Below are 15,994 nucleotides of genomic sequence, written 5' to 3'. Positions count from 1 at the left end.
GTGGGTGAGCATGAAACATTAATTATTCCTGTGATTGCCACGGATACTCAGGGTGGAAATAGCGTTACTCAGAACTTAGTGATTCGTGTTGATGGCACTAATGATAATCCTGTTATCAGCCACATTAGTTCGAAAACTGTGGATGAAGGTCAGCCTGTTATCCAAGGGCAAATCACCTCAACAGATGTTGATCATGGTGATACCGCGAAATTCAGTACGCCTTATAATCACGCTGGATTTACTCTTAATACCGATGGTTCCTACAGCCTTGACCCAAGTGACAAATCTTTCGATCATCTAGCTGTGGGTGAGCATGAAACATTAATTATTCCTGTGATTGCCACAGATACACAGGGTGGGAACAGTGTGTCTCAGAACTTGGTGATTCGAGTTGATGGTACTAACGATAATCCTGTTATCAGTCATATCACATCAAAAATCGTCGACGAAGGTCAGCCTGTTATCAAAGGGCAAATCACCTCAACGGATGTTGACCATGGTGATACCGCTAAATTCAGTACGCCGTACAACCACGCTGGATTCACCCTTAATCCAGACGGTTCTTATACCCTGGATCCAAGTGATAAGTCTTTTGACCACTTGGCGGTGGGTGAACATGAAGCATTAATTATCCCTGTGATTGCCACGGATACACAAGGTGGGAACAGTGTGTCTCAGAATCTGGTGATTCGAGTTGAGGGCACCAACGATAACCCAATCATCACTTTCACCGATCAAGGTGGCGATCACACCCACGGTACCCTTTCAAATATTGATGTCGATACCACTGATACACACACTTATGCTGTTTCAGGTGCGTCCACAGCAGGCACAACGCAAACTATCATTGGCCAGTTTGGCGATCTCGTTTTAGATACGGATACAGGTAAATATACTTATACCCAACATCCGTCTGTCTTAGGAATGAGTTTAGATGCGAATGGTGTTTATCACGGTAAAGAGTTTTTTGAAGTGAGTACGTCGGATAATCATGGTGGTACATCTACTAAATATCTGACTTTTGAACCGAATATGCTTGTCAGCGCTCCAGCAAAAGACGGCGATCCTGCAATATTGACACCTAAGCTAAATCAAGCTCCGCAGTTATTGGACCATCAACCTGCAATTCCAGCAATCTTATCTCCAACCAATAAACTTGGTCCACTTGATATCGATCCATTGACGGATACGGGTAGCAGTAATACCGATGGTATCACCCGCATAGATACACCGACAGTCACAGGCCACACGGATATTCCGTTCTCTGTCGTCACGTTGACCGATGAAAATGGCAAAGTGGTTGCCACTACAACATCGAATGAGCATGGTGATTTCTCAGTAGCGCTTTCTCAACTTTCTGGGAGCATTAGTGGTGAAGCTCATGCAATTTCAGGTCATGCCATTGCGCCATCTTCAACTAATACTGTTGATACTACAGCGCCACTTGATCTGATTATAGATTCAGGCATTACCGCGCCGACAATCAGTTTAACTGATGGGACTATGGGTAATTCAGTTAATCCAAATATTATGATTTCAGCGACTGAGATCACCCATGCTGACATCTCAGGACAGATAGATCACACAGGTGTTAAAACTGAGCTAACAGCCTTAACTGTGACTGATCAGGCTGGTACGATCGCAACGCTAGATGCTAACAATGTTGTTGTTGATGCTACTGGTCATTTTGAACTCAAAGACGTAGATCTTTCCAAGTATGGTTTGGTTGACGGAACGTTAACGGTACACGCTACAGCAACCGATCTTGCAGGAAATACTGCAACACAAATCAGCACAGCAACACTGGATACTCAGCCGGGTACTATTGCCATTGATGGCCATTTAGGTGGTGATAACGTCATTAACGCGCAAGAAACGCAGTCTCCATTAACTGTTTCTGGTACCACTAAAGATATTGAAGCCGGACAAGAGGTGACGATTGACCTTAATGGCAAGCAGTATCACACCATTGTTGGTGCAGGAGGTGTTTGGACGACAGATATACCTCAAGTTGATGTTGCTAATCTGCCTGATGGGAAAGATCCTATCATTACGGCAACGGTAACTGATCAGGCGGGAAATCCAGCAACGCCAGCGACGCATCAGCTGCATATTGATACTCATATTGACCCTACCACTGTTATTTTGACTGATGGGGGTATTGGTGGTGACGGTGTAATTAATAGCCATGAAAAGACTCATGCTCAAATAACAGGAACCATTGATCCAACTGCTATTTTGACTGTAGTCACTATTACAGACGGCACTAAGACAATTACTGTACCACTATCATCTGTAATGACTTCACCTGATGGTCATTTTACGGCGACAAATGTTGATTTATCATCACTGAAAGACGGGCAGTTAACTGTTACCGCAACGGCGGTAGATCCTGCCGGTAATGAGTCGAGTAGTACCGACCAAGTGCTGATGGATACTGCGCCTCCGATTGCGCCAACGATAAATCCAATTCCTTTAGGCCATGACAAAACGCCAACCATTACCGGCACGGCTGAAGCTGGTAGTACGCTGACGTTTACTGATATTGGTGGCAACTTTATTGGTACGGCAATAGCCAGTACAACAGATGGCTCATTTACCTTTACGCCCCCAAAAGATCTACCAGACGGCGGACAGATCATAGCTACAGCCACCGATACTCACGGCAACATATCGGCGCCGAAAACAACTAATACCAATATCGATACACACATTGATCCAACAGCCGTTGGTATCACTGATGGTACACAAGGAAGTACAGATCATCCGAATGATTTGATAGATGCCGATGAACTTCATCATGTGTCTATTAGTGGAACTATCGATCATAGTAATCACCCCGCAACGCTAACGGAACTGACCGTCACGGACAGTAATGGCAAGCAAGTTAAGGTCGATCTTGCATTGGCTAACTTAGATGGCCAGGGCGGTTTCACTGTCAGTCATTTAGATTTATCCGGCAAAGGGTTAGCGGATGGTGAACTTACTGTACAAGCTACGGCTAAAGACACCGCGGGTAATATTAGTATTGGAACAGGCACAGCAACCTTAGATACTCATATTGACCAAACTCAAGTCAGCTTGACTGACGCAGGTAATAACCCTGATGGTGTAATCAATGCCAGTGAGAAAATGCATGCTCAAGTGACGGGCAGTATTGACCCAAGCGCCACATTGACGGATTTAACCATCACTGATGGTACTCATACTGTTGTTATACCAGTGGCGAATGTGGCAGTGACATCAAGCGGTCATTTTATAGTAACGGATGTTGATTTAACGTCATTAATGGACGGGCAGTTAACTGTTACCGCAACGGCGGTAGACCCTGCCGGTAATGAGTCGAGTAGTACCGACCAAGTGCTGATGGATACTGCGCCTCCGGTTGCGCCAACAATAAATCCAATTCCTATAGGTCACGACAAAACGCCAACCATTACCGGCACGGCTGAAGCTGGTAGTACACTGACGTTTACTGATATCGGTGGCAACTTTATTGGTACGGCAATAGCCAGCACAACAGATGGCTCATTTACCTTTACGCCCCCAAAAGATTTACCAGACGGCGGACAGATCACAGCTACAGCCACCGATACTCACGGCAACACATCGGCGCTGACAACAACTGATACTAATATCGATACACACATTGATCCAACTACGGTAGGCATGACTGATGGTACTCCGGGTACGCAAGAACACCCGAATAATCTAATTGATGCCGATGAGCTTCGTGATGTCTCTATTAGTGGCACTATGGATCATAGTGGTCATCCTGCAACACTTACTGAGCTGACGGTCATCGATAGCATGGGTAACAAGGTTAAGGTTGACCCATCATTAGCTCACCTTGATGGCAATGGTGGTTTTACTGTCGAACATTTAGATTTATCTGGCAAAGGATTAGTGGACGGTGAGCTAAAAGTAGAGGCAACCGCAACAGACACAGCAGGTAATTCAGACAAAGGTACTGGTACTGCCACCTTAGATACCCACATTGATCCGACTCAAGTTAGGCTCACTGATGGTGTTGGTAGTCACTTTGATGGCGTGATTAATGCCAGTGAGCAAGCGCATGCGCTAGTCACAGGAGATATTGATCCAACCGCTACTTTAACGAAGTTAACCATCTCCGATGGTAGTACCACGATTGATATACCTGCTACCAGTGTCGCAGTGGCACAAAACGGTCACTTTACTGTTGCCGATGTTGATTTATCCACTTTGAAAGATGGGCAGTTAACCGTTACCGCAACGGCGGTAGATCCTGCCGGTAATGAGTCTACTAATACTTGTGACACTTTGAAGGATACTCAAGTAACCGCGCCATTGAGCGTGACGTTTGAGGGCGCTGGTACAGATAAGATTTACAATATTTCTGAGGTGGGTAGTGATCAGACAGTAACAGCAATTATTGCTTTACCAACTGATGCGATAGTTGGTGATACGTTAACCATAAATGGTAATCCTCTACTATTAACGGCGCAAAATATTCAAGACAAAAATGTTCATTTTGAAGTATTACCAAATACTCCTGTGACTGCTAGCATAACTGATCAAGCAGGAAATCAGTCTCCGAATACATTAGCGCCAGCTCTAGGCTCAGATTTAAATGCACCGTTTACACCTGTATTATTCCCAATTCCAAATGCCGCTCACAATAAAGATAATACGCCAACAATTACGGGTATTACTGAGCCCGGTGCAACGGTTGAGATCTTTATTGATGGCAACTCTGCAGGAACGGTATCTGCAAACCCTCATGGTTCGTTTACCTATACGCCACCGACAGGTCTTCCTGATGGCGATCATAGTTTTACCGCGATTGCGAAAGATCCTGCTGGTAACCCTTCGCCATTAAGTACTCCTCAAACCACCACTATTGATACCACACCTCCTGCGCAGATTGGTATTGCGTTAACGACGGATTCAGGATTACCTACAGATTTAGTGACTAATACTGGGGATTTAACGCTTACAGGTGAGGAAACGGGAGCGCATACACAATATTCCGTGGATGGCACTATTTGGAGTAATAGCTTTACGCCAATAGAAGGTAAGCAAACAGTCTATGTAAAACAAACGGATGTGGCGGGTAATGAATCTAAGCCAAGCCAGCTTACCTTTACTTTAGATACACAGGTTGCTGCGCCAAAAGTGGCTTTAGTTACTGATAGCGGTTCAAGCCACATAGACTTTATTACCAATGATGGAAGACTAGACGTCACTGGCACTGAGCCGGGCGCGCATATCGAATACTCTGTTGATAGTGGGAAGACTTGGGTTGACCAAATTGGCAAGCAAGTAGACGGACAATATACAGTATTAGTACGTCAAACCGATGTGGCGGGTAATGTCTCGGGTCACACTGCGATTAGTTATACTTTGGATACCAAAACAACTGGTGACGTAAAGATTGCAGATACCTCAGGTGGTGCATTCCATGGCGATCAATTCTTAAATCAATATGAAATAGATCATAATGAAAATACCATTTCCGGTCATATTGAAGTTACAGGCACACTCACCAAATTAGTCATTTCAGATCCGTACCACAATGAGGTGGTTGTTGATTTAAATCAGGTTAATCTGCATCAACAAGACGGCAGTTTTGATATTTCAGGGGTTGATTTGTCTCACCTTAGTGATGGGAAATTAACGGTGACCGCAGCATCGCAAGATGTGGCGGGGAATACTCAATCTAGCACCGCAACGCTATACAAAGATACTTATAACACTGCAACGGATGTCATTGACACTGTAAAAGAGGACGATATAACAACGGTCTCTGGCCATATTTATATGGAGTCGGATGCTCATGGTGGTTCAAGCACTGCGGTTGCTGGATCTTTATCCGGTGATATTGTGGGCACTTATGGCACATTAACCCTCAATAGTGACGGCTCTTATACCTATAACTTACATAACTCAGATCCTGCAGTTCAAGCATTAGGCAAAGATGTTCAGATCACTGATACCTTGATCTATAACACCATTGATCCCGCGGGTAATGAAAAGGAATCCCACCTAATTGTTACCATCACAGGTACTAATGATGCGGCAACCATTAGCGGTGTCCACACTGGTGGTGCCACAGAAGATGTGTCACCGGATGCGGCTCATTTATTAAAAGTTGATGGGCAGTTAACCATTGCTGATATTGATACTAATACCAATATTGCAGGTGGTGAAGCACAGTTTACTACTACAGTAACACCTGCAGCCAGTGCGCAAAACTGGGGCTCATTAAGCATAGATAAAACAGGTCACTGGCAATATCAAGTTGATAACGACAAAGCCGAACTGCAAGCACTGCAGCAAAATGACACACATACCGACAGTTTTGTTGTGCACTCTGTTGATGGTACTGAGCAAACCATTACCGTTACCGTAACGGGTACTAAAGATACGCCAACTATACAGGTTAACAACGGTGCCGATAGCGGCGCTGTGATTGAGCAAGGCACTAAGCCTGATGGAAGCCAAATAGTAGGCGTTGCAACTGCAACGGGTCATTTAATTGGTCATGATGTAGATACAGGTGATACTCAGCATTGGACGATTGATGGGGCCACATCATCTACAAGCGTTGGTACGTATGGGCACCTATCTGTTGATGATACCGGTCACTGGACGTATACATTAGATGACAACAATCAGGCAACACAAGAACTCACTCAAGGGCAAGCCGTTAGTGAAAGCTTTGTTGTGCGAGTCACTGATAGTACTGGCTTATTCTCAGATCAGAAAGTGACTGTAAATATTACCGGTAGTAATGATCGAGCGCAGATTTCGGGTACTGATACGGGAACGGTCAAAGAAGACACCAATATTGCTAGTGGGCATAACCTGCATACAACAGGTAAGTTGTCTATTACGGATTTAGATGCTGGAGAAAGTCACTTTCAAGCTTTAACGTTACTTGCGGGTCAAAATGGACATGTTGGTACGTTAAATATTGATAACGATGGTCAATGGCATTACCTAGTTGATAATTCACTACAGGCGGTGCAAGAGCTTAAAGATACGGACCATATTGATGATGTCTTTACTGTTCTAGCGGCTGATGGGACTGAGCATACGATTTCAATTCGTATTAATGGTACTAACCATCTACCAGAAATAATCAAAGGACAAGGTGATACTGGTCGTGTTATCGAAGCGGGTTCTCATGCCAATGATCACCACACTAAAGTGCCTGATGCAAGGCAGGCAACAGTAAGTGGCATTTTACAAGCAACGGATGAAGACAAAGGAGACCCTGCACATTGGGCGGTGACGAATACTCTTGGGCAATATGGTGAATTGCAGATTGATCAAACAACTGGCAAGTGGGTTTATACACTAAATAATCAAAAAGCCGATAGCTTACATCAAGGTGAAGTCGTCACAGAAACCTTTACCGTCACCGATACTGATTCATCAAATACACCTGTGTCTCATGAAGTCGTGATTACGATTACCGGTAGCAATGATGTGCCTGTAATTACAGGAGAGCACACTGGTAGTGTTGCTGAAGATGGGGGCACTAACAATGCGTTAAAGGGTCACTCTTCCATTAGTGGAGGATTAATTGCGACTGATCCTGATAACAATGATGGCACATTAACTTGGTCTATTGATGGCGCAGCAAGTAGCGCTCCAACAACCTTAAAAGGCACTTATGGCACGCTAACCATTGAGCAAGATGGTAAATGGCATTATGTGCTAGATAATAATGACCCTGATACTCAAGCTCTGCAAAAAGGCGATCTTCCAAAAGATACATTTTCTGTATTAGTGACAGATTCATCGGGTAAAGCGGTTAAACAAGCAGTGGCTATTGAGGTCCATGGCTCAAATGATGATCCAATATTAGCCGCGTATACCGATCAAACGTTTGCTGAAGATTCAGGGCATAGCCATCATCAAACAATTGCGTTACCTAAAGTAAGCGATGTTGATGATCAAACATTTACTTATTCTATAGATGACCATTTAGACCCCAAACAGGGTAACCATCGCTGGATTAACATCGATTCGCATAGCGGTGTTATTACAGTCAATACTAATGCGAAACTCTTACAGTCACTGGCTGTGGGAGAGCACCGAGAAGAGCAAGTGCTTGTTACGGCATCTGATGAACATGGTGGTACAACGCAGCAGGCTGTGACCATCACCATCACAGGTACTAATGATGCTCCTAGGTTGGAGAGAATTCAAAACATTAAACTGGATAATAGTGTTGTTCATCCGGCCAGCCAGCCTATGCACAGTGCGAGGCATCAAATACCATCATTAACCGTTAACGAAGATTCACATCTTACTGGAAAGGTGATTTTTACTGATGCCGATTATCATGGCGTGGCAAATGCAGAACACACTAGTCCTGACACGCATACGTTTAGTGCAACGGTTAAGTACACCGATGAGCATGCTCAAACTCAGACCCTTAGCTTGCAAGATTCCGGTTTTATTATTCATGACGATGGTTCGTTTGAATTTGATGCTAGCGCGAGTATTTACCAACATTTACAGGCAGGGCAAACTGCGCATTTAGATGTATCGGTAACGGTCACTGATGGACAAAATGCTTCAGATACTAATCATCTGCATTTTGCAATCCAGGGCGGAAACGATGCCCCTACAGCAACACAAATCAATCCAATTGAAGTTGATGAAGATACAAGTCTTCACTTTACACTTGGCGGAACTGGAGACTCAAATTGGGGTAAGCCACTACTCACTATTTCAGATGTTGAAAACGATAAGTTGGATGTATCCAACCCGCATATTGATGCTAAATACGGACAGCTTATTGACCATGGTATGGGACGATTTGAATTTATTCCCGCAAAAGATCAGAACTTTGACACTTTTGGTAAGGTACCAGTAACGTTTGGTATTGATGATAACCACGGTGGAGTAGTGAAAGAAACAGGGTATATTCACGTCAATCCTGTCAACGATAATCCAACATCAGGTGTGGTGACATTACCTGCTATAGACGAAGACCATGCTGCAATAACCATTACTGAGCAACAGTTGCTGGCAACTAGCCTTGATATTGATAACTCACATGCTGACTTACATATTTCAGGGCTAACATTATCTGATCCATCTGCTGGAAAGTTAAGCGGCGATAGCCAAAATGGCTGGATATTTACCCCAACTAAAGATTGGAACAGTCATAAAGCAGGGCATAATTTACATTTTGACTTTACGGTAACTGATGGTGCTGGTGGTACAGTTCAATCCCATGCAGTGCAGGTGATAAACCCTGTACAAGATCCTGCCGTTATCAGTGTTGATACAACAAAAACTCAAGACACATCAGTGAAAGACGGCAGTGGCGATGATCTCAAGGCCAGTGGCGATCTATCTATTGTTGACCCTGATTTAGGTGAAAACTCCTTTGCTGTTACAAGTACGATCGCAGGCAAGCATGGTTTTGCTTCTATCGATGCTAATGGTCATTGGGAATATACTCTAAATCCTAAAGATCCAATGGTCTTAGCGTTAGGTAAAGGTGAACAACTTCCAGATCCAGATCAGTTTGCGGTTCACTCCATTGATGGCACAGAATATATTATTCATATTGAGATCACGGGTAAAAACGAAGCGCCAGTGGTGACTGGTGTTGATAAGTTACAAGCAGTCGAAGATGGGAATATAGTACACGGTCAGATTCATGTGACTGATACAGATACGAGTGACCACCTTTCTTTTTCAGCGGTAGGGACATTACCTCAAGGCTTTACTTTGGGTAAGGATGGCTCATACAGTTTTGATCCTAGCCATGGTTATGAAGACCTAGCTGAAGGGCAGAAGAAACCAATTACTGCTACTGTGCGTATTTCAGACGGTCAGGGAGGGATTGTCGATCAAGATATTGCCATTACCGTTACTGGTACCAATGATAAGCCAATTGCGTCCGGAGTGCCTTTAGCTAGTGTATTTGTTGATAAACCAGATGGGACTCCGGTAGCTGCATCAGTGACATTTAGTGATAAAGATTTCTTAGATAGAGCGATTGATTACGATACTTTAGATACATTGTCGATAGGCAAATTAACTGCAGGTACAAGCGGTCAGCATCAATTGACTGATGTTCACTTACATGATTCTTCGGTGGGTTCGTTGCGCCAAGATGGTCAGGGTGGGTATACCTTTACACCTGCTAAAGGCTTCCTTGGTCATGTGGAAATTGACTATACCGTCACCGACGGTCATGTGTCCGTTCCAATGCATACCAGTTTTGATGTTAAGAGGCATGTACCGCCACAAACCCCTCATGCTACACCACAATTACCCACTACAAGCAGTCATACTTCATCACCTCATAGTGTGCCAATGACTTCGATTATACCTGCCCAAGTTATTGATTTTGATGATTTTGGATCAGATACAAAGGCGACAATTAAAGAGGATGGTGGGACAGTATCTGGTAAGGTACATGAAACCCATACTGGTCCACACCCACATCAGGATCAAGTTTGGGGGGCAAACCATAAAGAGCCAGAACCTCATGCCGATGGATCGTCTTCTTATGGTTACATGACAGTGCATCCTGATGGGACTTGGACTTATCATTTAAAGCCACATGGTGGGGAAACCGATCCTGTTAATCAGTTATCAGAAGGACAGAGCCTGCAAGAAACCTTTGTCATTCATAGTGATTACGGTAAAACATCTGTCATTGTGACGATTGAAGGCACTAACGATGATCCAATATTTACTGGCACAATGTCACATGTTGCTGATAAAGCTTTTCAGTTTGTATCTGGCCGTATTGCTGAAGTGGATACAACACATATAGAAGGTACTGTTACTGCCACTGATGTCGACAATGGCGATACACTATCTTTTAGTGAAGGTGCTATTAGCAGTGGTGTAGATAAACTGTTTTTAGATGCCAATGGTCACCTGAAAGGATTAACAGTAAACCCTAACGATGGTTCATTTACGTTTACCCCAGATAGTCAGGCCTACGGTTCAATTCCAGAGGGACAAACACAAACATTTCAGGTGCCAATTGTTGTAACTGATGGGAATGGGGGTAGTGATACTCAGATTATTGAACTTTCAGTAAAAGGACATAACCGTGCTCCAATAGTGCTGCACCCAGATTTGACAGTACCTGATCAACGTGAAGATTTTGGTCAAATAACATTAACAACTCAAGATTTACTGCAAAAAGCCGGCGCTTCAGATCCAGATGGTGATGCTTTACACATCACTCAATTACACATTACGGGTCAAAATGGTCAGATTATTACTGTGCAAGATGATGGTCATGGTAATTTTATTTTCCATTCTAAGGCTAATTTAAATGGCGATGTACATGTAAGTTATCAAGTAACGGATGGAATGGCACACTCGCAAACGGTCAATGCGACGTTAACAGTACTAGCCGTTAATGATGTTCCTGTGGTGTCTGGGTTCAACTTACCAAGTGTTGCTGAGTCAACAACTAATACAGTAACCCCAAGTAGTGTGTTTACTGAAGCGGACTTTTTAAAGCATGCGACTGATGTTGATATTGCAACTGATGGCGATACATTACATTTAGATGGTACACCGACACTTGCTCAGGCTGATGTGAACAAAGGGACTATAGAAGCTATCAATCACGGCTGGAGGTTTGTGCCAAACGATGCGGACTTTAACGGCAGGGTTCACATTGAATATACAGTTACCGATAAAGCAGGAACAAGTGCTCATGCAGTGGCAACCCTGCAAGTCACCCCAACCAATGACCCTGCAATTATTACCAATCCAAAGCCTGATTTTACGATTGAGGATGGTAAAGCAACCGCGAGTGGCCAGTTGGGTATCACCGATGTCGATGGGCATAACGAAGAATCATTTGTCGCCAATAGTCACATGGGCGGTACTTTTGGTTATCTTGAATTAGATGCGCAAGGCAACTGGATTTACAACATGACTCGTGGCGATAAAGCGGGCGTACAACAACTGAGTGACGGTGGAAAATACACCGAAACCTTCCACGTAACGTCAAAAGACGGTACGCACTATGACTTAAAAGTTGAAATACACGGAACAAATGATAATCCGGTACTGCATGCGATTTCGGCAAAAAGTGGCAATGAAGGGGCAAGCCAAATTTCAGGGACAATCACTGCGACTGATATTGATGCTCAAGGACACCATACAACGGATAATCCAGCGGATATATTAACTTACACAGCAAGTCACTCTCCGGCAGGCTTTGTACTTAATTCCGCAACAGGTGCCTATTCACTCGATCTAAAAGATCCTAGCTTTGAGCATTTAGCTCAAGGGCAAACTCAAACATTAACCACCCCAATCACGGTAACGGATAATCACGGCGGCAGCAGTAGCACTAAGAATTTAGTTATTACAGTAACGGGTACCAATGACGTACCTGTACTTGATCATATTGCTGAAATTAACGCGAACGAAGATGACTCAGTAGTACATGGGAAATTGAGTTCAACCGATGTGGATAGTGATAACTTAAACGGTAGCCATACCACTTATCATATTGATGGCGGTGCGACAGTTGCAGGCTTTACCTTAAAAGATGATGGGAGTTATACCTTTAACCCTCATGCGTACAATGCGTTGCAAGATGGCGAAACTAAAGACATTGAAATCCCGATTATTGCTCGCGATAACCATGGTGACAGTAGTGTAGAAAAATTGGTCATACATTTAACCGGTACTAATGACGTTGCTAAGATAACGGGCACTAACAAAGGTTCAATAACTGATAGCAATGCAGTTTCATCATCGACAGCAACTGGCCAGCAGACTTTACATGTGACCGACCCTGATCATAATGAAAATAGCTTTATAGCCGATAGTCATATCGCGCCCGCCACTACTTATCCATCACAAAGTGGATTGCAACACACTGCCTATGGTCACCTTTCTATTACCAAAGATGGGCAATGGCAGTATCACGTGGATGATCCTGATGCAGTAAAAGCGATTCCACATGGCAAGCATGTAACGGAAACTTTTACCGTGCATTCAGCTGATAATACGCCACATACCATCACGGTGACTTTGCAAGGTAGAAACGAAGCCGCAACATTTAGTGGTGATATTCGTGGCACTATTATAGATGGAAGTCATTCACAGGTCGCAGGTAACTTAGTTATCACCGATGTGGATCATGGTGAAACAGGTTTAGCGATAGAAGCACTCAATGTAGCGCCACACTCAACCAGGACTAATGCTCATGGACAAAAGGCAGGAGTCTCAACTTCCCCTTATGGTCATTTAGATATTAACCAGCATGGCCACTGGTCTTATCAAGTTGATCATACCGATCAGCTACAGACGATTCCAGAAGGCGCAACCGTTACCGAAACCTTTGTTGTCCATGCAAAAGATGGGACTTCGCAAAATATTACGATTACCCTAACCGGTACTAACGATGCACCGACAGTATCTGCTGCGGTTAATTTATCTGAGCATGCAACAGAAGATATGTCTCATACCTTTAGCAAAGCCGATTTACTGGCTCATGCGCATGATGTAGATAGTGGCGATCAGTTGCATCTTGCCAATCCTGTCGTTGATGCAACTATGGGGGCAGTGTCGGTCAATAATAATGGTGACTTGGTCTTTACGCCGGCAGCTAACTTCAATGGTGATGTCAGCGTAACTTATGATGTCGTCGATGGTCATGGCGGCTCAGTCACAACGACCGCAACCTTTATGGTTGATGCGGTAAATGATATTGCGACGATAACTGGTGTAGATACTGGGGCGGTGATTGAAGATACTGATGTTCATGCTTCAGGAGTGTTAACCATTGCCGACGTAGACACTGGAGAGAACCACTTTAAAACAGGGAATGCTAGCGGACGCTTTGGTACATTACACCTGCATAGTAACGGGCATTGGACATATGACTTAGCCACAGGGCATCAACAGATTCAAAGCCTACATCAAGGTGAAACGGCAACGGATACTGTCACGGTTACCTCAGCAGATGGACAGACAACCCATGATGTGGTGATCACCATTACTGGTACCAACGATGCGCCAACGGTCTCTGGCGGTGTTACTTTAACCCAAAGTGTAAAAGAAGATGGTGTTGTCACTTTAGATAAAGATCAATTGCTATCCCATGCCCTTGATGTGGACAGTGGCGATCAATCTCACTTGACGGTACAAAACATAACGGCGTTACATGGTCATATAACTGTTGCTGCTAACGGTGATATTCAATACCAGCCTAATCATAATTATCATGGTTCAGAAACCTTTACCTATGATGTTATGGACAGTACTGGCGCAAAAGTTCAAACCCATGCCTTGATGACAGTTGCATCGGTCAATGACGTGCCAGTAGTGAGTCAAGCGGTGACGCTACCAAGTACAGATGAAGATCATACAACGGCCTTTGCTGTCTCTGATTTATTGAAAGGTGCAACAGATGCAGATAGTGATAAGCTTCGAGTTTTTCAAAATGATGTAACCGCAGATAACGGTCAGGTTCGTTATGATAATCAGCAACATAAATTTGTTTATACCCCAGATGCTAATTTCCATGGCACTGATACATTGCACTATAAAATAGCGGATGGGCATGGAGGTAAGGTGTCTCAAACCGCGACACTGGATGTTGTGAGTGTTAATGATGCACCAACGGTGGCATCAGCCGTTCACTTAGCAGCACGCGTTGAAGATACCCCAGTAGTACTGACTCGCCAGCAATTATTGGCGAATGCGACAGATGCAGATGGCGATCATCTTGATATTAGTGGCTTGAGTGCTGATCACGGAACCGTAACTCAATCTAGTCATGGTCACTGGAAATTTGTGCCAGAATCTGATTATCACGGGCCTGTCGTCTTTAGCTATCAAATCGATGATGGGAATGGTGGTCATGTGGATCAAACTGCCACGATGACAGTTACCCCAGAAAACGATCCTGCCAATATAGCACATCGTTTCACGGATATGGTGGATAATGCGGGTAATCCAATGACCGTAGGTAGATTAAGCATTTCGGATGCTGATGGCCCAAATGAAGAGTTATTTAAAGTTGAATCTGGTTTGCAGGGTCAATATGGTGAGCTTGAAATGTTCGCTGATGGGCAATTTAGGTACACCTTAACTCAGCCCCAGAAACCGGATGTTCAGCATATACCAGTAGGAACAAGCATTACTGATACCATCACAGTTCATTCTGTAGATGGAACAGCGTTTGATGTGGATGTGAAGATTTCAGGATCAAACCATGGGCCAGTAGTGACTCAACACCAGCCTATTGCATTAACCACGCAAGCTCACCACCAATTTGATGCGTCCGATTTTTCATTCCAAGATAACGACAATGACGCATTAGATCATATTACGATTACAACACTGCCGACCCATGGGGAATTAATGTTTGATGGTCAGGCTGTCACCACGAACCAACAAATTGATACCGCAGATATTGGTAAGTTGCAGTTTAATGCCGGTCTGCATGATGCAGGCACTGTGAGTTTTGGCTATACAGTCAGTGACGGACATGTTGATTCAGCACCATCAAGCATGACAATGGATGTCTTGGATTTCACAGCCTCAAATCCTGCATCGCCTGTTCCTGTGTCAGCAGATGAGCCGCAAATAGAGACACCTGTAGAAACGGTCACTCTAGAGTCGTTAGCCGTTCATGATGATACATCCCATACAGGTGCTCAGGCTTATTTGGCTCAATTAGGGGTTGATAGCATTGAAGTGGATACTGCAACTGTGCCAGCGCAGCATGCAGATCTAGACTTAGTACTAGGCCAATTACCGAGTGTCGTATTGGACGATCATGGTATTGTTGTTGTCGATGCTCAAGTCGATAAATCTGTAGCAGATAGCACTGATACTGATGATAAGAATCAATTAGATGAGATAGATCATCATGATGGTTCGATTATCGATATGCATGATTGGAGTGACCATCACGGCTAATAGCAATTGTAGATAAGGGTCAGAAGTTCTGACCCTTATAATACTAATCGTAGCTATTTCT

The 15,994-nt window shown here is 44.0% G+C and carries 1 protein-coding gene; it reads left to right on the top strand.

The window, feature by feature from the left end; translation table 11 throughout:
* The first annotated feature begins 30 nt into the window (after nt 1-30).
* Nucleotides 31-15,933 carry a VCBS domain-containing protein gene (locus A9260_RS16900; RefSeq protein ID WP_068763678.1) on the top strand — a complete coding sequence of 5,301 codons (15,903 nt, stop codon included), beginning with the start codon at nt 31-33 and terminating at the stop codon, nt 15,931-15,933.
* The last annotated feature ends 61 nt before the right edge of the window (nt 15,934-15,994 follow it).

The sequence above is a fragment of the Vibrio sp. UCD-FRSSP16_30 genome, from assembly GCF_001676025.1.
GTDB lineage: Bacteria > Pseudomonadota > Gammaproteobacteria > Enterobacterales > Vibrionaceae > Vibrio.
The sequence above is the reverse complement of the archived record's forward strand: the minus strand, read 5'-3'. Positions and strand labels throughout refer to the sequence as shown.